Below are 19,563 nucleotides of genomic sequence, written 5' to 3'. Positions count from 1 at the left end.
GGCGGTATTGGCCGCCTTGGCATTTTCTTGAGGGGCACTTTTCTACTTATGACTACGTCACGTTTTCGAACCCCATCTTCCCTAGATAAGTTAAAACAACAAGCCAAAAAAACGCTCCACCGCTCTTTTGATAAGCATATAAAGCTTGCCGTAACCGGGTTTAGTGGCAGCGGGAAAACCGCATTTATCACGGCTCTTATCAAGCACCTGACTACCCAAACGAGCACCGACAACTTACCGTTTTTAGATGTCGTGAGTGAAGGTCGTCTTGTTGCGTGTCGTCCTGAGCCGCAGAAGGCACTGGCGGTACCAACTTTTGACTATCAGCAAGCGATAACTTGTTTATTGGAAGAGCCGCCAACATGGCCTGCGTCAACCAAACGTATCAACACCTTAACACTGGCGTTTAGGTATCATAGTGAACGCGGACTCAAACAGCACTTAGCGCAAACCCATACACTATACCTTGAACTATATGATTACCCAGGTGAATGGTTAATGGACTTGCCGCTACTTAAAATGACTTTTCCCGAGTGGTGTGAGCAGCAATTTGCATTATTAAATAAGCCTAAATACCAGCCATTTGCACAAACGTTTTTACAGCTCCTCAAGCAGTTTGATGGGACGGAAGCGGTGGATGAAAGTAAGCTGAAAATGCTTGCACAAAGTTACCATGCGCTTTTAGCGCAGTTGCAGCGGGACACTCGTTTATCTAACTTGCAACCTGGCAGAGCGTTGATCCCAGGTGACCTTGAGGGAGCGCCAATATTGCTGTTTTTCCCGGTACAAGTTCACCCAAACGACATTACCGAGCATTCACAATATCAACAGCTTGTGGAGCGTTTTGAAGCCTACAAAAAGCAAGTCGTCGCACCTTTTTACAAAGATTACTTTTGTCAGTTTGACCGCCAAGTCGTGTTAGTTGATCTATTGGGTAGCCTAAGTGATGGCTATGACACACTGAAAGAGCAAGAAGTTGCGTTAAAGCAGATCCTCGCCATGTTTTCTCATGGTAAAAGTGGCTTTTTGTCTCGTTTATTTAACCCAAAAATAGATAAGGTGCTATTTGCCGCCAACAAATGTGATGGTGTCTTGAACGAGCAGCAGACCAATTTGACAAGGTTGTTAAATGAAATGCTGGTGGACAGCGCCAATGAGCTGCGCTTCAATGGGGTAACCGTGGACACGATGTCTCTTTCTTCGGTGAGAAGTGTTGAGGCGAGAGCGGTGAAAGAGGGGACGCAACATGTGCAATGTATCTACGGCAAGCCAGTCGGCGAGCAGCAGTTTATTAATTATGTGCCACCAACCCCGCCTGATCACGTTCCAAAAGCGCAGGCTTGGCCTCAAAATGGGTTTGAGTTTTTAGCGTTTGAGCCGCTACCTGCGAGGCAAGGAAACTTATCGCATATCAGGCTTGATCATGCTTTGCAGTTCTTAATTGGAGATAAATTAAGATGACAGATCAGACAAAATCTTACCAAGGCTCGGGTAGGCGCTTAAACATCGATACTGAACGCCAAGATGAGTCTCAACATTTGGGTGGTGAAGGCAAAGTTCTCGGCAACGAGCTGGTTGTGAGTGAAAGCCTTGATGCTGTGCCTGAACCCGAGTTACCGAAAATTGAACGTATTTACGAATCGCCTTGGCGATTTGGGTTTAAGCAGTGCTTTTTGCTTGCGCTATTAATACTTATCATTGTGGAAGCAGCACTGACCTTGATAGAGAGCTATGAGCAAAATATTCTGCTGTTTAGTCTATACACCACCGTGTTGTCTCTTGGTTTACTTGCGCTATTTAAGTTCTTATTTTCGGAAGTCATCGCACTTAGCAAGCTAAAACAACATCAGCAAATTAAGCATGATGCCCTGCGCTTATTACAGAGTGACCAAATTGGCGAGGCGCGAGCTTGGCTTGGGCCACTATTAAAAGCGCATCCAGAGCAAAAGGTTGCCGCATTTGAAGAGGCGTTACAGCCTCACCACACAGACAAAGAAGTCATCACTTTATATGAAAAAACTTTGCTCCGAGGCCAAGATGCTGAAGCTAAAAAGCTAATTCAGGAGCATGCAACAACATCGGCGCTCTTAGTTGCTTTAAGTCCACTTGCACTTGTGGATATGCTGGCGGTGCTTTGGCGCGGAGTCGTGCTGGTGGAAAAGATCAGCAAACATTATGGTATTCGATTAGCGTATCGTAGCCGCATCACCTTGTATAAAATGTTGTTGAAGCAAATGGTATTTGTTGGCGCAAGTGAACTGGTAAGCGACCTTGCTGCGACCAGTGTGGGGGCTGAATTACTTGGCAAGCTTTCTACCCGTTCGGCACAGGGCCTAAGTGCTGGGATATTCACAGCCCGCTTGGGCTATAAGGCGATGGAACTTTGTCGACCATTGCCACGCTTGGAGCACAAACAAAGTCTTTTAAAAAATGCGATTAGCTCAGTCGTTGATGTGCTATTAAGGCGTAGCAAAAAAGATTAAGCGGCAACAATTTTATACACCTCTTTAAGTAAAATTGGCTAGTCACAATAAGTGAACTAGCCGTCTCCCCATCTGGCATGCTTGTCTATTATTCTAAACTGCCCTACATATTGGTTATTACACAAAAACGACGCTAATCAATTCACTACCATGTTTATTTGGTTGGCAATAATAAAATCAGCAGGCAAGTATGAAAAAATTAAGAGATGACAGTCAGTGTATTCACGGACCCAATCATTTTGACGAGCCACATGGGGCGTTAACAGCTCCTTTGTATCAAACCTCAACATTCCACTTTAAAGACGCAGCGCAAGGAGCCGCACGGTTTGCCGGTGAAGAGCCCGGCTATATCTATACTCGCTTAGGCAACCCTACGACGCGAGAGCTAGAAGAAAAAGTAGCTCGACTCGAGGGAATGGAAGATGCTGCGGCGACCGCCACTGGTATGGGGGCTGTGTCTGCATCGGTGCTGAGCTTTTTGCAGCAAGGCGACCATATGATTGCATCAAGCGCATTATATGGCTGTAGCTTCGCACTATTTGCGCATATGTTGCCTAAATTCGGTATTGAGGTGTCATTTGTAGACTTAACCGATGAGCACGCGTTACGTGATGCGGTACAGGAAAATACAAAACTATTGTTTGCCGAAACGCCGATCAACCCCAACATGACGGTATTAGATCTGAAAATGTTAGGAGAGATCGCTAAACAGTACGAGCTCTTGTTTGTCGTTGACAATACCTTTATGACACCGCTTTTACAAAAGCCTGTGAATTATGGTGCTGATCTTATTGTGCACAGCGCAACCAAGTATCTAAATGGTCATGGGGATGTGGTAGCAGGGCTCGTGTGCGGTTCAAAAGAGCACATAGAACTTATCAAATTAACCGTGTTAAAAGACATTGGCGCTACAATCAGTCCGCATGATGCTTGGTTAATCAATCGAGGGTTGAAAACCTTAGCTTTGCGTGTACAACGCCACTGTCAAAGCGCACAAACGGTAGCAGAGTTCCTAGAAGCGCACCCTAAAGTGAATAAAGTCTACTACCCAGGTTTACCTTCGCATCCTGGTTACCAATTTCTTGGTGAACAAATGAAAGGGGCTGGTGGGGTAATTGCTTTTGAAATCAACGGCTCGCTAGAGCAGGGTGAACAATTTATCAATGCGACTGAGCTGTGTACGTTAGCGGTAAGTCTAGGTGATCCGGAAACGCTCATTCAACATCCGGCATCAATGACACACTCTCCTTATACACAAGAGGAAAGGTTAGCTGCGGGAATTTCTGATGGACTAATTCGGATTTCAGTGGGGCTTGAAGACGTAGAAGACATTATTGACGATCTTAAGCAGGCGTTTGATAAAATATAGCTGTAAGTTAATTTTTACAAAGGGGCTGGGTTTAGCCCCTTTTTATTATGTGTGTAATTTTAGTTTTACAGGTGTGTATTTTATAGTTTACGAAAATGCTTGTTGTGCGAAATGTGATAAACGTGCTCACTATTAAACTTTCCTTCACTTTTACTTAGTATCAAAGTCACAAGTTGAAGCGCTCCGAACCATCAACAGGACGGCAATTGAAATTGCAAGATCATAAACTCGGGGTGAAGTAAGTGAGAATGTAAAATGGCTAAAGCAAGTAAATATGTATCTAAGCAGCCAGATGAAAATGGCGTTATTGCTTGGACAGATGAAGAGAACCAAATTTGGTCAGAGTTAGTTGCACGTCAGCTAGCGTGTATCGAAGGCAAAGCCTGTGATGAATATTTGGCGGGCCTTGAGAAAATTAACTTACCAAAAGACCGCATTCCACAACTAAGTGAATTAAACGAAGCATTAGCGAAAGAAACGGGTTGGCAGGTAGCACCAGTGCCGGCACTGATTGATTTTGATGAGTTCTTTCGATTACTTGCCAACAAACAGTTTCCTGTAGCGACCTTTATTCGCTCCAGAGAAGAATTTGATTACTTGCAAGAACCAGATATCTTCCATGAGATTTTTGGCCACTGTGCAATGCTAACAAACCCAGCATTCGCTGAGTTTACACACAAGTATGGTCAGCTAGGCTATGCCGCTGAGAAGAAAGATCGCGTATACCTTGCACGCTTATACTGGTTTACCGTCGAGTTCGGTTTAATGCAAACTGAGCAAGGTCTACGTATCTATGGTGGCGGTGTGCTGTCAAGCCCAGGTGAGACTCAATATGTTTACTCTGACAAACCAGAAATTAATCCGCTTAAAGTGTTAGATGTGTTACGTACACCTTATCGCATCGACATTATGCAACCTGTTTACTATACAATTAACTCAATCAACGACTTATTTGAGATCTCTAAAATGGATATCATGTCGCAGGTTGAACAAGCAAAAGAGCTAGGGTTATTTGAACCTAAGTTTCCGCCAAAAGAAAAACTAGCAAGTTAAGGAATTATCAATGTCTGATTTAAGTGCACAAAAATGTGAAGCGTGTCGTGCGGATGCGCCTAAAGTATCAGATGAAGAACTAGCGGTTCTGATCAAACAGATCCCTGATTGGGTACCTGAAGTACGCGATGGTATTATGCAGCTTGAGCGTGTTTACAAGTTTAAAAACTTTAAACAAGCAATTGCGTTCACAAACAAGGTGGGCGATATGGCTGAAGAAGAAGGCCATCACCCAGGTTTACTTACCGAATGGGGTAAAGTGACGGTAACGTGGTGGAGCCACTCTATCAAAGGTCTTCATAAAAACGATTTTATTTGTGCCGCTAAAACTGACGAAGTATTCGCAGCACAGTAGGTCGACATTTATGTCGACAAATATCGACAACCCCATGTCATATTTCGACCTACAAAATAAAAACGGCGCTAAACAAGCGCCGTTTTTATTCATCATTTAGGATAAAAGCCAAGAAAACGTTCGTCTTTTCATTTTCCAAGCAAATACAACTAGCGTTAGCAGACATAGATTAATCTATTTTTATCCCACCTTCAGGCTACGTAAACGTAGGGCTAATTATGCCATTAGTCCACAAGATAGCGGTTGCAGCAAGAATGATGACTAACAGCACTAGGCCACAAGTCACAACCGAGCTGGCATAAATAAAACCGCGCTCTTCAGGAATATGCATCAGAATAGGCACGCCCGTATAAAGCAGATAAACGGAGTACGCGAGTGCAACCATCCCAACCGATACGACAAACCAAAGCTCAGGATAAAATGCCGCAAAAGCCGACATAAACATTGGCGTTGCCGTGTAAGCCGATAACTCTAGAGTTTGTGTATAGGTCGGTGTTGAGCCAAAAGTGATGGCCATCCAGTGGGCGAGATACGCCAGAATAAAGACGCCTGCAATTAATGCGCAGTACATTGCAACACCAATTAATATTGCCGACTCATGAGTTAAATAGACAGCATCCCCAGTACCAACACTCCAGCCTAAGTAGACCGAAGAATAATACCCCATAATGCTTGGGATCAGCGCAACAAGTGCGATATGTGACAAACTGTAAAACATACTTTCGTGACGGTTATCGATTGTTTGCCACTCTTCGTGCGGGTGAGCATATAAGCCCCATAGATGATTAAAGATCATAGTTAGCCCCTCAAATATAGGTTTGTACTATTTTTGTACAATTCAATTAAGTTATGAGAGATGAGTTAATTTTTGTCAAGAAAATGTAGTTGAATAGCAATATTACTATTTTCAGAATGATCTAAAACTTCTTGGGGAATAGCCTTGTGGTGCACCTTGCAGCGAGAAGTTATGATAAAATGGCGCAAACACATTAGTCTTTTGTTGTTATGTTAGAAAAGTACACAGATTTACTTGCGCCTATTAACCAATTTTTAGGCTGTGAAACCCCGCAAGCTTGGATTGAAAAAGCAAAACAAAGCGAGCACTTACCATTGTTGCTTATCGATCATATGCATTGTGAGTTAAAAGCGGCACAAAGTGCGGCCTTCTTAATTCGCAAATATGCAATAGATGATGCGTCTGCAAAAACATTGTTAAGTTGGTTGCAACCCTACGAAGATTTTATTTATCGCAGTGTTGGTGATGGCGAGTTTTCAGGCAGTAAAAATGAATTGATTGGTGAGTTAACTGCACGACCTGAATATGCTTACAATCAAGATATCTTGAGTAAGATGGTGAGGCTTATCAAAGAAGAGCTACATCACTTTGAACAGGTGCTAGAAATCATAAGGGCACGTGATATTCCTGTTGAGTACGTACAAGCATCTCGCTATGCGTCTGGAATGATCAAACATATTCGCACCTATGAACCCGCAGCTCTGGTTGATAAACTGATCATTGGTGCCTACATTGAGGCTCGTTCATGTGAGCGTTTCGCTAAACTTGCGCCACACTTAGATCAAGAAATTGCTAAGTTTTATGTGTCGCTATTGCGCTCTGAAGCTAGACATTACCAAGACTATATTGATTTGGCGCATCAAGTAGCCAACGCAACCGATCCTAAGCGCTGTGATGTAGCTGGGCGCATTAAACTATTTCAACAAGTAGAAAACGAGCTTATCAGCTCGCCGGACCCCGATTTCAAGTTTCACTCAGGTGCGCCTATTTAAGCACTAAATTTATTCAAAAGGATGGCAAAGGAGCTGCTGTTTACCACTTTCGTCAACGACGATATATGAACTTTGTGAATACCAATCGCCAAGCACAGTGCGTACCTTACCACCTTGGTAGGTGTGCACTTTTGGTCTGTGGGTGTGGCCGTGGATCATATTGTCTACGCCATGTTTTGCGAACATTTCAGCCACTGCTTCTTCGGTGACATCTAGAATCTCGAGGGGCTTGCCTTTTTGGTTTTCAATACTCTTACGTCTTGCATTTGCAGCGACTCTGCGACGATACCAAAGTGGCATAGCAAGCATCAGCCTTGGCCACCACCAGCCGCGGCTCTTCCTGCGAAACTTTTGATAGGCTTCGTCTTGTGTACACATCTCGTCGCCGTGCAAAATCACCGTTGGTGTGCCGTATAGATCTATCACCGCTTGTTCAGGTAGCAAAGTCATTTGGCATTCGTCAGCAAAGGCTTGTTTGATTAAAAAATCACGGTTACCGTGAATAAAAAATACTTGAATGCCGAGGTGACTCAAGCTTCGCAGTTTTTGTGCAATAATCAGGGCGTAGGGGTCTTTTTCATCGTCTCCAATCCACACTTCAAAAAAATCACCCAGAATATATAAAGCGTCGACATCGGCGGTCATATGATGGTCGAGAAAAGCGAAAAATGCGTCGGTGATATCAGTGCGGTGCTCGGTTAAATGCAAGTCGGCGATAAAATAGGTTTTACCCATGGGACCTCAAAACTAATAAGGCCAGCATAAATACTGGCCTTGAATAAAAAGTAGGATATTACTCAGCAACGTATGCTTTTTCGATGATCACATCTTCAAGCGGTACGTCTTGGTGGAAACCAGAAGAACCAGTAGCAACACCTTTAATCTTATTTACTACGTCCATGCCTTCAACAACTTCACCGAATACACAGTAACCCCAACCTTGCGATGTTTCGCTAGAGAAGTTAAGGAAGTCATTGTCGTTAACATTGATAAAAAATTGTGCAGTTGCAGAGTGTGGATCTGGCGTACGTGCCATTGCTAGGGTACCCACTTTGTTTGCAACACCGTTGTTAGCTTCGTTTTTGATCGGTGCTTCAACTGGTTTTTGTTCCATACCCGATGCGAATCCGCCACCTTGAACCATAAAACCGTCGATTACACGGTGGAAAATAGTACCGTTATAAAACTCGCTGTTTACGTAGTTTAGGAAGTTAGCTACCGTTTCAGGCGCTTTGTCAGCGAAAAGATTAATACGGATTTCGCCGTGATTTGTTTCTAAAACAACCATGTTAGTGTCCATCGTGTTGAATGATAAAACCCTATTTTATATCAACTGGGCTTTTGTGAAAAAGCATTCCTTAAAAATCAGCGTAAAAAATCAAAAAACTGCCGTAATTTGTTATTAAAATCTAGAGGCGCTGCTATGCAGGTGGTATGATTAAAAGCACTTTTGTTAAAAAATGAACCGTACTTAGGAAGAAAACTACATGTTGCAGATTTTCAACACACTCACTCGCCAAAAAGCCCCTTTTAAACCGCTCAAAGAAGGCAAGGTTGATATGTACGTGTGTGGTATCACTATCTATGATTTCTGTCATGTAGGACACGCACGCACTTACGTTTCATTTGACGTAATGAACCGTTATTTACGTTATTTAGGTTATGACGTCACGTATGTGCGTAATATTACTGACGTGGATGACAAAATCATTAAACGCGCCGCGGAAAACAAAGAGTCGATTAATGATCTAACCGTTCGCATGACCAAAGCCATGCATGAAGACTTTACTGCGTTGAATATGCTACCTGCGGATATTGAGCCGACGGTAACAGGGCATATGGATGAAATCATCGAGATGATCGCGCGCTTGATTGAAAAAGGCCATGCTTACGTTGCGAAGGATGGGGATGTATTGTTTGATGTCTCAACGTTTGAGCAATATGGTCAGTTATCTCAGCAAGATTTAGAAATGCTACAAGCGGGTGCACGCGTTGAGGTAGCACAAGACAAAGATGATCCACTCGACTTTGTATTGTGGAAAAAAGCCAAAGCGGGTGAGCCTGCGTGGCAATCTCCGTGGGGCGAAGGTCGTCCGGGTTGGCACATTGAATGTAGCGCAATGAGTTCAAAGCATTTGGGTGAATTTTTTGATATTCACGGTGGGGGTTCAGATTTGCAATTTCCGCACCATGAAAATGAGATTGCCCAATCTTGCTGCGCAAATAATGGCCGTTATGTGAACACCTGGATCCACACCGGCATGGTACAAGTTAACAAAGAGAAAATGTCTAAGTCTCTTGGCAATTTCTTTACCGTACGTGAAGTGCTAAAAGCTTTTGATAGAGAAACAGTACGCTATTTCTTGATCAATGGTCATTATCGTAGCCAGCTAAACTATTCACAAGAAAACCTTGAACAAGCACGTTCGTCGCTTGAGCGTATTTACACTGCGCTACGTGGCGTTGAGCTGGTGGAGGTTGAACTTAAAGGTAATGCTTACGTTGAACGTTTTGAGACAGCAATGAACGATGACTTCAATACGCCAGAAGCACTGCCAGTGATTTTTGAATTATCAAAAGAAGTGAATCGCTTAAAAGAGAGTGACGCAAAAGCTGCAGGTGAGCATGCATTTATTCTTGTGAAACTCGCGGAAGTCTTAGGTATTGCGCAGCAAGACCCTGAATCTTTCTTACAAGGTGAACAAGACGACGACGAAGTAGCGCAAATCGAAGCATTGATTGAAAAGCGCCGCAGCGCTCGTGAAAATAAAGATTGGGCTGCAGCGGATGAAGCGCGTGATGCGCTAACTGCTTTAGGCGTTGTGTTAGAAGATAGCGCGGGCAAAACAACTTGGCGTAAAGCTTAACCTTCTTGGTACCAACACGATACGCAAATAAAAATGCCTTCACATCAATCAGTGTGAAGGCATTTTTATTTATAACACTACTATTATTTTTAAGGCGTTAATGTCGCCTTAAACTCAGGTGCTTTGCGTGCATTAGTCAACTGTTCGAAAGCATAGGCAAGCTTGATTAATTTCGCTTCGCTATAAGCCTCAGCGAAGAAAGAAATACCCAGCGGTAGCTCGTGATGAAAACCCATCGGTACTGTAATGCTTGGATATCCTGCAATCGCCGCGGGAGATGACGACGAGGCTGAGAAGTTATCACCGTTAATGATATCGATACTCCAAGCTGGGGTATTCGTTGGTGCGATAAATGCGTCAAGGCGATGTTCTTGTATTATTTTATCAATGCCTTGTTGGCGGGCAAATTTTTTAACCAAAGCTTGGGCTTCTTGATATCGGTGTTCTGTGATATCGCCTTTCTTTGCTGCTTCCTCTATCAAATATTGATCAAAGTACTTAATGGTGGAAGGATGTTGCTGGTTGAATTGGATGAGCTGGTTTAGGTTTTTTACTTTTACCTGCTCTGGTGTCTTGGCAAGGTAAGCATTGAGATCATGTTTAAAGTCATAGAGCAAAATATCCAATTCGGCGGAGCCTAAAGCTTCCAGCTCAGGTAAGTCTAACCCTTCAATTATTTCTGCGCCATTTGCTTTCATGGTTGCAACGGCTTTTGCAAATACCGCTTGAACTGCTGGTGGAAACTGACCTACATGACTGGTGATAGCAATTCGTTTGCCTTTGAAACTGGCAGCATTTAAGCCTTGGGTAAAATCAATCGGCTGTTTTGCATCGGTAACGATAGCATTGAGCAATAAGGCGGCGCCCATCACCGACTTTGCCATAGGGCCAGCGCTATCTTGGCTATGACTAATAGGAATAATGCCTTCACCAGAAACCAAACCGACAGTCGGTTTAATACCTACAACGCCATTATGTGCTGAAGGACAAACAATAGAACCGTCAGTTTCCGTACCAATGGCGAGCAGTGCAAGACCTGCGGAGACGGCAACAGCAGAGCCGGAACTTGAGCCACATGGTGTTCTGTCTAACACATACGGGTTTTTGGTTTGACCACCGAGCGTGCTGTAGCCGCTCGAGCTGAAACTTGATTTAAAGTTTGCCCATTCACTTAAATTGGCTTTGCCAAGGATGATAGCGCCGGCTTGTTCTAACTGGATGATAAGCGGTGCAGCTTGGGTTTTGACGTTGTGTTGCAGGGCGAGCGCGCCTGCGGTTGTTGCCATTGGCGCCCTGGTGTCGATATTATCTTTAACAATAACTGGCAGGCCATGAAGTGGCCCTCGATATTTTCCCGCGAGTATTTCGGCATCAAGCTTTTTAGCGTCTTGTAAAGCGTTGGGATTGAGCGTGATCACGGCATTGAGCATAGGGCCACTGTCGTCAAGTTGTGAAATCCTTTTTAAATAAAACTCAGTGAGTTGCGTTGCTGATAAAGTTCGATTTTGTATTTTGGTTTGTGCTTCGAGCGTGGTAAGGTCCGCAAGCGATTGACTATGAGCCGGCAACGCAAGCGCGAGACAAGTGGTTAAAGCGAGTAGGGACTTTTTCATGACGTATTTTACCAATCCGCAGTAGTATTTTTGTTATTTGTTTGTCCTTTATTTAGTCACGAGCCCTGTAAAAGGTCAAGCGAGTAGCTTGAACAAAGCATGATTTAGGCGTCTTTAAAACTTGTATTTTTGCTGCTCGCCACACACACTTAACTTCACGAGATAACAAAAAATATAACCATGATAAAAGCACCAATAGATATAGACGTAGATATTCCGTGGCTTGACCAGAAGCTATTTTCATTAGGTAAATTTTCATTAGAGGTGGGAGAGGCACTCTCATTTATCGCGGTGATCGTTGCAACTTTGGTGATCTCCAAGATCCTGCGACTAGCATTTAATCGTCTCGCGTCAAGACAAGGGGTGATCCAGCATACCTCAGCCTATGTGATAGGCAGGATCATTCACTACATCGTATTATTTATTGGTCTTATTATTGCGCTGACGGCGTTAGGAATAGAGATCACTGAATTAGCGCTTGTTGCCAGTGCACTCGGCGTTGGGATTGGCTTGGGCCTACAAGGTCTAGTGAATAACTTTGTCTCAGGTCTGGTGTTACTGCTAGAGAAAACCGTCAAAGTTGGGGACTTTGTTGAGCTGACCAACGGGGTGGTTGGGGAAGTGATAGCCATTCACATGCGCTCAACTTGGATCCGCACAAATGACAACGTCGACCTGCTTATTCCTAACTCGGAAATGGTGTCAAATACAATTACCAATTGGACAATGTCGGACAAATATCGTCGTTTCCGTATTCCTTTTTCGGTGGCCTACGGCAGCGATAAAGAGAAGGTGAAGCGTGCCGCATTGGAAGCGGCCAAAAATGTCCAATATACCTTGAATACGCCGGGGCGAGAAGCAACGGTATGGATGACAGGGTTTGGTGATAGTAGCTTGAATTTCACGCTAGGAGTTTGGGTGCAACCTGAGCAGGTAAAGCGGCCAACGGCGCTGGTTTCTGATTACCTCTGGGCTATCGATGATGCCTTTCGCAAATATCAAATCGAGATCCCGTTTCCACAGCGCGATCTTCATTTACGCAGTGGCTTTTCTATGGAAAAGCCTGATGAAAACTGAGTGTAGAATAACGGCTAGCACCCTAGCCGTTCGTGAGTTTACTCACTGAATGATTTTAACCACTCGTTGCGGGAATGGAATTTCTATTTCCGCATTTTTAATCGCGGCAAACACCGCTTTATTCACTTCTAATTTAGTTTCGATAAGTGAAGTCGTAGGCACCCAGTAGCGGTAGCTCAATATCACCGCACTGTCGGCAAATTCCTCAATCCCCACCTGAGGCTTAGGGTCTTGACTGACCTTAGCATTATCAGCGAGTACCTGATTGATAAGTGTTAATGCACCTTGATAATCAGCATCATAAGCTATCCCTATTTCACCTTTCACCAGAGAGTTTGCAAACGAGTTATGGAGAATTTCTCCCACCACATGTTTATTCGGGATAGTGATCTCTACTTTGTCTTCGTTGATGAGCGTTGTATGTCCAAGCTCAATCATTTTAACTTGGCCGTTAACGCCTTTGATGCTGATGGTATCGCCAATCACAAATGGGCGGGTAGCAATGATGGCAAGCCCAGCGCCATAGTTTGCCAGCATACCTTGCAGCGCAAGACCTGCACCTAGAGACGCAGCCCCGATGGCGGCAACAAACGGTGTGATACTGATGCCAACCTTGCCAAGAGAAATAATCACAAACATGGCGATGATAAGCACTTTGATCACATTGCCAATAAAGTTGGTTAAAGCAGGATCGATATTGTGTTTTAGCATCAAGTTTTCAGTCGCTTTAGACAGCTTTCTTGATAACCACAAACCGAGAAGGAAGATGAATATCGCAGCGAGCAATTGGAAACTGTAAGTCACCAGATACTCTCGAATAATGTTGTAATAGTGTTCTATTTGCTCGATTTCTTGATTGATCACAGTCGTATCCCGAGTTATTAAATTAGAGTAGCCAACCAATGATAAAACAAAGGCACCCAAAGTGCAGTTATCATGGCGGTAATTGTCATCGCCGCTGAAGCAAAAGCGCCAGCCATGGGGTGATGCTCTATCGCTGCGGCTGTGCCTATCGCATGGCAAGCAACACCAAGCGCAGTGCCTTTCGCTTGCATATGGTCAACTTTACACCAGTGCAAGATATGTAGTCCAAACACGCCACCAAATACACCAATTAGTATCACCATAATCGCTGCAATAGCGGGGATCCCTCCGAGATAATCACTAATGAGTAAGGTGATTGGTGTTGTAACCGACAGGGCCGCCATTGAAGCTGAGAGCTGCGGATCGGCTGCAAAAAACTGGCAGATAAGAAAAGCGCTTAACGTAGACAGTGAAACACCCAACCAACTGGTTAAGCACAATGCAAAAAATACCGGTTTAATTTGGTGAAATTGTTTATACAAAGGGTAAGCGAGTGCAACGACAGCTGGCTCTAACAAGTAATGAATTGGTAGCGTTGCTTGTTGATATACCTTGTAGTCGAATTTCGTGAACAGTAGAAATGCCGAAATGGCCAAAATGCAGATCAGCACAGGGTTCAATATCGGTAAGGAGATGCGCTGATATAGTTTGCGAGCACTAAAAAATAATAGCACAGTGAGCGCTGACGCCATAATCATATTAATCACGAAACTTGATGCTCTTAACGATAGGGCTTAACAATACAAGACTTATTGTTGGTACACCAACTAGCAATAACAGTAGCATAAGCCATTGGGATTGAAACAAACTGAGATGCTCTACCAAGCCCACTCCCGCTGGAATAAAAAACAGCGCCATGTATTTTAAGATGGGCTCTGCTGCGGGGGCTAACCATTCTACTTTAATGATTTTTGTGGCAAGGAGTATGACAAGAAACACCATGCCAAGTAGGGCGGCTGGGATCTGTAAAGCACTAAGCTGAATTATCCACTTAGCGCTGAAGAGGCACGCTAAAATGATGGCAAAGCCTAGTGCAAATTGTAATATCAACTTCGCTCTGTGTACCATTAAATGTAAATCCTTAGCGCTGTAATGGCTCTAGTATGTATGATGGCTCATTGTACGCTTTCGTATTGCGATGACCATTATACTTTGGGCAAACAGGCATTCAATCTAGCGTCACCACTTCATGCGAGGCAAAAATGGCTTTTTATTATCATCTGCTACAGAGGCATTCTTCATTGCAATTTTGGTATTTTTAGCGGCGAGCAATTTAATTTGTGACCACGTTTCTAACCACAATAGTTTACGTGCGGGCTGGTTGTAGGCTCGATTATACACTTTCTTAATTGCTGCAATGGCATCTGGCGAGCGTGCGGTAAATTGAGAGAGTAACTCTGAGAGTCTAGCGTCAACATCATCACAGATCTCGGTAATGAGACCGTCCTTTAGTGCTTGCTGGGCGTCTATTCGCTGTGCATGGACTGTCATTAGCAATGCTTTATCCTTGTTCATTGTGGCAGGCAAAAGTAAGCTGCCGCCCATGTCAGGGCAAAGTCCCCATTTGGCTTCCATAATGGCAAACTGCGCACTGCTGTCGGCTAAACGAATATCTGCGCCTAATGCAATATGACAGCCTCCACCTAAACAGTTGCCTGTGATCTTGGCGATGACAGGAACAGGCAAAGTTTGCCAGCCGAGTACGACTCTTTGTACTAAGTTAGCATTGCCAGGTAACCACTTTTTAAGTAGCTTGATGATCCCAGAAGGTTCGTTCAGCACGCTTTTTACATCTAGACCTGCACAAAAATGTGCGCCTTCACCTTGGAGAACGACAGCCCTAATTGATTTGCTTTTTCTAATTTTCTTTATCGCATTATCTAAACCAACAAACATGTCAACAGACAGCGCGTTTTGTTTTTCTGGTCGAGATAAGGTCACAAATGCGATGTTGTTCGCTTCGGAAAATGAAATCATGATGAGATGCTCCCTGCGGGTTTTATGCGATAGTTTTAGAGTAATAACTCAAAAGCGGTGTGACATTCAACTTTTACCGATAATTTGTTCGTCATTTAGCGTTATTTTCTGTTTGATTATCGCGACTAAGTATTTATGTTTTACCTCATTTTGCTATCATTGCGCCAATTTTAAAACAACAGGCTAGCGTCCATGACAGCGAGACTTTGTAGCATCGAAGAAGCCACTCACCAAGCATATGATATCTTCCTTGAGTTGGCCCCGGATAATCTTGAAGAACACGATATTAATATGTTCAACGAACATCGCGAAGATCGTGGCTTCATTGAAGAAAGTGAGCCGGACGAGAGTTGGTCGAGCGTCACTGCGTATGAACAAGAAGCAGAACCAGAGCATTTCGTACAGGTTTTGGTCGGTATCGAGTTTGATGACTCGGATCAGGTGTACGCAAAAATCTTGATTAGCAGAGATTTAGATGCACCGTTTTGTCATATCATATGGAAGCAATAACCGGAAAGTAGTTGCCAGTGCTGTTTTTTAGAACTTTCGCCTTATTTGCAATTGGCTTGGTTTCGCTACCAAGCTTAGCTACGGATCCATTCGAAGATTTTCACGAATATGGCAAAATGCCCGATGACGAAATTCATCAAAAACACAAGGGCGAAATGCTGTACGGCGACGTTGAATTTGGCTTTATCGTTAACAAAGGTAATACGCAAAACACGTCATTTAAGTTTAAAAGTAACCTTTACCAAGATTTCCCCAAGTGGCGTAATCAATTTAAATTTAATGGCCTTTATCGCCGCGAGCAAAATACAGAAACAGACGTCGAAGATGTCTCAGCGTCGCGCTATTTTGGCTCTGCGCAAGGTAACTATAAGCTAGGGGACGATAACGCCTCGTTCTTTATGTACGGTGACTATGAGCGTGACAGGTTTAATGGCAAGGAATATACCACGACATTTGCGCTCGGTTATGGCAATCGTGTGTATGAGGGACGAAAGAACACGGTAGATGTCGACATCGGTCCCGGTATGTCTATCTCTCGTGTGGATAACGAAATCGAGCTTGAGCCGGAAGAAGATAGAACGGAGCAAGGCCAGCTTTTGCGTATGGCATTGCAGTGGGAAAGAAACGTTTCAAAGCGTACCCGCTTTAATCAAGACGTCAGTTTTGAACAATCGCTGTCAGGTTTAAACTCCAGATTGTTTGCTGAGTCTGCGCTAGTCACACAAGTGATTGGCGGGATTGCGCTGAAGTTTGCGTTTATTTACCGTTATAATTCGCAGCCAGAAAATGAAAAAGAAAAGGTAGACACCGAACTTGGTGCTACATTAGTTTACAGCTTTGATTAAGAAGACTATCGATGTATAAAAATACACAGTTTGCATGGGTTATATGGCTGTTTCTAGCCTTTATCGCCAGTTTTACCATATTGGCAATTTTCCTAGCTGGTAGCAATCTCGCCTTTGTTGGCTTTTTGGTGATCCTCGCGCTTGTTGCGTTTATTTTTTACGGCTTAACCATTCAAGTGAACCAAGAGCAACAAACGTTAAGCTGGTGGTTTGGACCGTCGGTGGCCAAAATGACCTTAAAGTTTGACGATATTGATTATGTTCAGCCTGTGACTAATTCTCTACGCCATGGTATTGGCATGCGGATCAGCACAGACGGTTGGGTATACACAGTTGCCGGATTCAAGGCACTCGAAGTGGTGATGAAGGATGGCACTAAATATCGCTTGGGTACAAATGACCAAGCTAACTTGGTTACGGCAATGGAAAGTAAACTTAAACAAGAAAAAAGCGCTGAATGATCAGCGCTTTTTATTAGTAACTCGACTAATCTTAGTGGTCGTGACCACAACCGCCTTCGCCATGAACGTGGCCGTGGGCAACTTCTTCTGCTGTTGCTTCACGTACTTCAAGCACTTCAACGTCAAAATTCAGTGTGATCCCAGAAAGTGGGTGGTTCGCGTCAACAATGACTTCTTCGTCTTCGATACCAATGATCACAACGATTTGGTCGCCTTCGTCGGTGGTAGCTCTAAATTGCATACCCACTTCGATTTCCATGCCTTCAAACATTGACTTAGGAACAGCTTGAGTCAATTCGTCAAAGCGCTCACCATAACCTTCTTGTGGCTCTATGGTCACACTGAAAGTGTCACCAGCTTGTTTGCCTTGTAGGGCATCATCAAGACCTGGGATCAGATAACCTGAGCCAAGCATCGCTATCACAGGCTCATCATCAAATGTGCTATCAATCGTGTTGTTGTCTTTGTCTTGAACTGAGTAGTGGATTGTCACTACCGAGTTAGGGCCAATAATCATATAAGATCCCGTTAGTTGTCTTCTAAAGAATAAGGTAGAGGTTGAATAGTAAGACTCACCTCTGGTGAATTTTTTGCTCTTAGCACTGCGTCTTGTGGTGTGTCATTTGGCATCACAGCCAGCGCATAATAACGGCTGCTGCTTGCATCGAAGGTTTGTTGAATAACCTTGCCACCACGACGCCAGTTGTCTTCAATCTGCAGTTCAATGTCTGCCTCTTCGATGCGCTCTGCAGCATTGCCTGTCACTATGTACATGGCACGTTTGTTTTTACCAAGATAGCGCATCCGAGCTACGGTTTCTTGACCAGTATAGCAACCTTTCTTAAAGCTGATCCCGTTAAGGGCCTGAAGGTTAACCATTTGTGGTACAAATTCGTCCACGTGATCTGCATCAAGGCTTGGCTCACCTGCTAAAATGCTGGCCGCAATAAACGGTGCTGGACTGCTTTGTTGTTCCACGTCCGCGGGTAAACTTGCGCCTTCGAACGCGATGAAAACAAAGCGCTCGTCTGCGAGTTTTAGCAGCTTGCCGTTGGCAACATCCACAGCGCTTGCGTCAGACGAAAGCTCAACGCCAAAGGCAGTAGCAAGCGCTTTACTGTCCTGAGTCATTAAGCCAAAGACTTCGCAGTCAGCAAAATCAATGTCAACTTTGGCAAAGACTGCGTATTTTTTTAGCTCACGAAGTGATGCTTCAGCTTCGGCCACACCTGCAAGCATTAAGTAGTCGTCTTGATAGCGAGTTAAGCGCGCCACAGACCAAAGTTTGCCTTTAGGGCTACAATGCCCAGACCACATAAAATTATCTTCTTTGATAAGGTTAATGTCTTGAGTAACCTGACCGTGCAAATAGCTAAGTTTATCTTGTCCTGAAATGCGAATAACCTTGAACGGAAGCGCATAAGCACGAGCAATTGACATAATGTTGATCCCTATTAAAGTGTTTTCGTAATGTTACCGTAAAATCATAAGTGGAGATAGGGACGGACGATTTCAATGTGCCATTTCTATAAGTTTTATGGCATATGTCCTGCACAGTGGGTATAATTTTCTCAATAGTTTATGAGGGGTTAATCAGTTTATGGTTGAGTTACTGCCTAAAGCTCGAGTTAAATGGGCTTGCCGCCGTGGCATGTTAGAGCTGGACGTTATTTTAGAGCCGTTTGTTGAGCAGGCTTATGACGCGCTATCCGACGAAGGTAAGTACGTGTTTCAGCGTCTAGTTACCTGTGAGGATCCAGATTTATTTGCTTGGTTTATGGGTCATGAAGAATGTCCAGATCCAGAGCTAAAACGCATGGTTAAGTTAATCCTTGATCGGATCCGCGTATAGAATCGACTTTCAACACAATCTTCAGAACCACACCTTCTTTGTGGTTCTTTTTTCTTGCCTCGCTTTTATCCTTTTTCTGCTGTTTCCAGCGCTGTGGTGGTTAGTCGCAATCGTGTTTGCTGTTACGGGTTATTGCAGTTGGCAAACTGTTCTATCTCGTATACCAAAGACGGGTACTGTACTCATGCTCCAGAAGGAAAACTTTGTTGAAATACAGTCGCAAACGATAAATTTCAAAGGACAGCTTATTGGTGCGACCATATGGTTTGATAGTCAAATAGCGCTAACAATCATGGATGCGAACCAAGCTAAGCAGCAGATATTTTTGACTCGACGGGCAATACCAGAAGCGGACTGGCGCTTACTTTGTCGCACCGTACTGCAAGCCAATTAGAAAAAGCAACGAGAGCATGGCGATAAAAATCAGCACATACTCTACATGCAAATAT

General features: G+C 43.9%; 23 protein-coding genes. 13 read left to right on the top strand and 10 right to left on the bottom strand.

The features are described 5' to 3' along the window. Nucleotides 1-48 precede the first annotated feature (48 nt). The 5 genes from GSF13_RS17810 to GSF13_RS17790 all read left to right on the top strand — a co-directional run bounded on the left by GSF13_RS17810 (nucleotide 49) and on the right by GSF13_RS17790 (nucleotide 5,260). Nucleotides 49-1,461, top strand: a complete 1,413-nt coding sequence (locus GSF13_RS17810; protein WP_211866579.1) for a YcjX family protein — start codon at nucleotides 49-51, stop codon at nucleotides 1,459-1,461. After that, on the top strand, nucleotides 1,458-2,483 hold the full coding sequence (locus tag GSF13_RS17805; RefSeq protein ID WP_211866577.1) for a TIGR01620 family protein: 1,026 nt from the start codon (nucleotides 1,458-1,460) through the stop codon (nucleotides 2,481-2,483). Before GSF13_RS17810 ends, GSF13_RS17805 begins: the two co-directional genes overlap by 4 nt. Before the next feature lie 190 nt (nucleotides 2,484-2,673). Then, the gene (locus tag GSF13_RS17800; RefSeq protein WP_211866575.1) at nucleotides 2,674-3,852 is read left to right on the top strand and encodes an aminotransferase class V-fold PLP-dependent enzyme; all 1,179 of its coding nucleotides are present in this window, start codon (nucleotides 2,674-2,676) and stop codon (nucleotides 3,850-3,852) included. Nucleotides 3,853-4,107: 255 nt separating this feature from the next. Continuing rightward, nucleotides 4,108-4,905 (top strand): phenylalanine 4-monooxygenase, encoded by a 798-nt coding sequence (gene phhA, locus GSF13_RS17795; RefSeq protein WP_010371198.1) that lies wholly within the window; start codon nucleotides 4,108-4,110, stop codon nucleotides 4,903-4,905. Nucleotides 4,906-4,915: 10 nt separating this feature from the next. Beyond that, nucleotides 4,916-5,260 (top strand): 4a-hydroxytetrahydrobiopterin dehydratase, encoded by a 345-nt coding sequence (locus tag GSF13_RS17790; RefSeq protein WP_010606741.1) that lies wholly within the window; start codon nucleotides 4,916-4,918, stop codon nucleotides 5,258-5,260. 196 nt (nucleotides 5,261-5,456) lie between these two features. Here the strand turns inward: GSF13_RS17790 and GSF13_RS17785 are convergent, their stop codons facing one another. Beyond that, the gene (locus GSF13_RS17785) at nucleotides 5,457-6,056 is read right to left on the bottom strand and encodes a Yip1 family protein (RefSeq protein WP_010606742.1); all 600 of its coding nucleotides are present in this window, start codon (nucleotides 6,054-6,056) and stop codon (nucleotides 5,457-5,459) included. 209 nt (nucleotides 6,057-6,265) lie between these two features. On the opposite strand from GSF13_RS17785, the gene miaE reads away from it, so the two are divergent. Continuing rightward, nucleotides 6,266-7,048 (top strand): tRNA isopentenyl-2-thiomethyl-A-37 hydroxylase MiaE, encoded by a 783-nt coding sequence (miaE, locus tag GSF13_RS17780; RefSeq protein ID WP_211866573.1) that lies wholly within the window; start codon nucleotides 6,266-6,268, stop codon nucleotides 7,046-7,048. A gap of 9 nt (nucleotides 7,049-7,057) precedes the next feature. Here miaE and GSF13_RS17775 read toward each other — a convergent pair whose 3' ends face one another. Beyond that, nucleotides 7,058-7,783 carry a UDP-2,3-diacylglucosamine diphosphatase gene (locus GSF13_RS17775; RefSeq protein ID WP_211866572.1) on the bottom strand — a complete coding sequence of 242 codons (726 nt, stop codon included), beginning with the start codon at nucleotides 7,781-7,783 and terminating at the stop codon, nucleotides 7,058-7,060. 58 nt (nucleotides 7,784-7,841) lie between these two features. Next, nucleotides 7,842-8,336 carry a peptidylprolyl isomerase gene (locus tag GSF13_RS17770; protein ID WP_010371206.1) on the bottom strand — a complete coding sequence of 165 codons (495 nt, stop codon included), beginning with the start codon at nucleotides 8,334-8,336 and terminating at the stop codon, nucleotides 7,842-7,844. A 199-nt stretch (nucleotides 8,337-8,535) separates the two neighbouring features. Between GSF13_RS17770 and cysS the strand changes: the two genes are divergently transcribed. Further along, nucleotides 8,536-9,915, top strand: a complete 1,380-nt coding sequence (gene cysS / locus GSF13_RS17765; protein ID WP_211866570.1) for a cysteine--tRNA ligase — start codon at nucleotides 8,536-8,538, stop codon at nucleotides 9,913-9,915. Nucleotides 9,916-10,004: 89 nt separating this feature from the next. Here the strand turns inward: cysS and GSF13_RS17760 are convergent, their stop codons facing one another. Continuing rightward, nucleotides 10,005-11,528 carry an amidase gene (locus GSF13_RS17760; protein ID WP_211866568.1) on the bottom strand — a complete coding sequence of 508 codons (1,524 nt, stop codon included), beginning with the start codon at nucleotides 11,526-11,528 and terminating at the stop codon, nucleotides 10,005-10,007. A 180-nt stretch (nucleotides 11,529-11,708) separates the two neighbouring features. Between GSF13_RS17760 and GSF13_RS17755 the strand changes: the two genes are divergently transcribed. Then, the gene (locus GSF13_RS17755; RefSeq protein ID WP_069018601.1) at nucleotides 11,709-12,605 is read left to right on the top strand and encodes a mechanosensitive ion channel domain-containing protein; all 897 of its coding nucleotides are present in this window, start codon (nucleotides 11,709-11,711) and stop codon (nucleotides 12,603-12,605) included. Between the two features lie 42 nt (nucleotides 12,606-12,647). Here the strand turns inward: GSF13_RS17755 and GSF13_RS17750 are convergent, their stop codons facing one another. The 4 genes from GSF13_RS17750 to GSF13_RS17735 all read right to left on the bottom strand — a co-directional run bounded on the left by GSF13_RS17750 (nucleotide 12,648) and on the right by GSF13_RS17735 (nucleotide 15,446). Beyond that, nucleotides 12,648-13,469 (bottom strand): mechanosensitive ion channel domain-containing protein, encoded by an 822-nt coding sequence (locus GSF13_RS17750; RefSeq protein ID WP_039497924.1) that lies wholly within the window; start codon nucleotides 13,467-13,469, stop codon nucleotides 12,648-12,650. A 17-nt stretch (nucleotides 13,470-13,486) separates the two neighbouring features. Beyond that, complete coding sequence (locus tag GSF13_RS17745; protein ID WP_211200811.1) at nucleotides 13,487-14,167, bottom strand: LrgB family protein; 681 nt, start codon at nucleotides 14,165-14,167, stop codon at nucleotides 13,487-13,489. A 1-nt stretch (nucleotide 14,168) separates the two neighbouring features. Next, the gene (locus GSF13_RS17740) at nucleotides 14,169-14,537 is read right to left on the bottom strand and encodes a CidA/LrgA family protein (protein WP_174170025.1); all 369 of its coding nucleotides are present in this window, start codon (nucleotides 14,535-14,537) and stop codon (nucleotides 14,169-14,171) included. A gap of 111 nt (nucleotides 14,538-14,648) precedes the next feature. Beyond that, nucleotides 14,649-15,446 (bottom strand): crotonase/enoyl-CoA hydratase family protein, encoded by a 798-nt coding sequence (locus tag GSF13_RS17735; RefSeq protein ID WP_211866565.1) that lies wholly within the window; start codon nucleotides 15,444-15,446, stop codon nucleotides 14,649-14,651. Between the two features lie 192 nt (nucleotides 15,447-15,638). Between GSF13_RS17735 and GSF13_RS17730 the strand changes: the two genes are divergently transcribed. From GSF13_RS17730 to GSF13_RS17720, 3 genes are read left to right on the top strand one after another with little or no spacing between them, the layout of a single operon-like run. Beyond that, on the top strand, nucleotides 15,639-15,956 hold the full coding sequence (locus tag GSF13_RS17730; protein ID WP_211866564.1) for a DUF440 family protein: 318 nt from the start codon (nucleotides 15,639-15,641) through the stop codon (nucleotides 15,954-15,956). 17 nt (nucleotides 15,957-15,973) lie between these two features. After that, nucleotides 15,974-16,801 (top strand): DUF481 domain-containing protein, encoded by an 828-nt coding sequence (locus tag GSF13_RS17725; RefSeq protein WP_010606753.1) that lies wholly within the window; start codon nucleotides 15,974-15,976, stop codon nucleotides 16,799-16,801. Nucleotides 16,802-16,812: 11 nt separating this feature from the next. After that, the gene (locus tag GSF13_RS17720) at nucleotides 16,813-17,262 is read left to right on the top strand and encodes a hypothetical protein (protein ID WP_010606754.1); all 450 of its coding nucleotides are present in this window, start codon (nucleotides 16,813-16,815) and stop codon (nucleotides 17,260-17,262) included. A gap of 31 nt (nucleotides 17,263-17,293) precedes the next feature. Here GSF13_RS17720 and GSF13_RS17715 read toward each other — a convergent pair whose 3' ends face one another. Continuing rightward, nucleotides 17,294-17,779 carry a peptidylprolyl isomerase gene (locus GSF13_RS17715; protein WP_010606755.1) on the bottom strand — a complete coding sequence of 162 codons (486 nt, stop codon included), beginning with the start codon at nucleotides 17,777-17,779 and terminating at the stop codon, nucleotides 17,294-17,296. 11 nt (nucleotides 17,780-17,790) lie between these two features. Beyond that, nucleotides 17,791-18,702 carry a tRNA-modifying protein YgfZ gene (gene ygfZ, locus GSF13_RS17710; protein ID WP_211866562.1) on the bottom strand — a complete coding sequence of 304 codons (912 nt, stop codon included), beginning with the start codon at nucleotides 18,700-18,702 and terminating at the stop codon, nucleotides 17,791-17,793. A gap of 160 nt (nucleotides 18,703-18,862) precedes the next feature. On the opposite strand from ygfZ, the gene GSF13_RS17705 reads away from it, so the two are divergent. Both GSF13_RS17705 and GSF13_RS17700 read left to right on the top strand, forming a co-directional pair. Beyond that, complete coding sequence (locus GSF13_RS17705) at nucleotides 18,863-19,114, top strand: succinate dehydrogenase assembly factor 2 (protein ID WP_010371260.1); 252 nt, start codon at nucleotides 18,863-18,865, stop codon at nucleotides 19,112-19,114. A 40-nt stretch (nucleotides 19,115-19,154) separates the two neighbouring features. Next, nucleotides 19,155-19,508, top strand: a complete 354-nt coding sequence (locus GSF13_RS17700) for a protein YgfX (RefSeq protein WP_249122696.1) — start codon at nucleotides 19,155-19,157, stop codon at nucleotides 19,506-19,508. Nucleotides 19,509-19,563 lie beyond the last annotated feature (55 nt).

Origin of the sequence: Pseudoalteromonas sp. M8 (assembly GCF_018141365.1) — a bacterium.
Taxonomy (GTDB): domain Bacteria; phylum Pseudomonadota; class Gammaproteobacteria; order Enterobacterales; family Alteromonadaceae; genus Pseudoalteromonas.
Note: the sequence above shows the minus strand (reverse complement) of the source record. Positions and strands in the feature narration are given on the sequence as shown.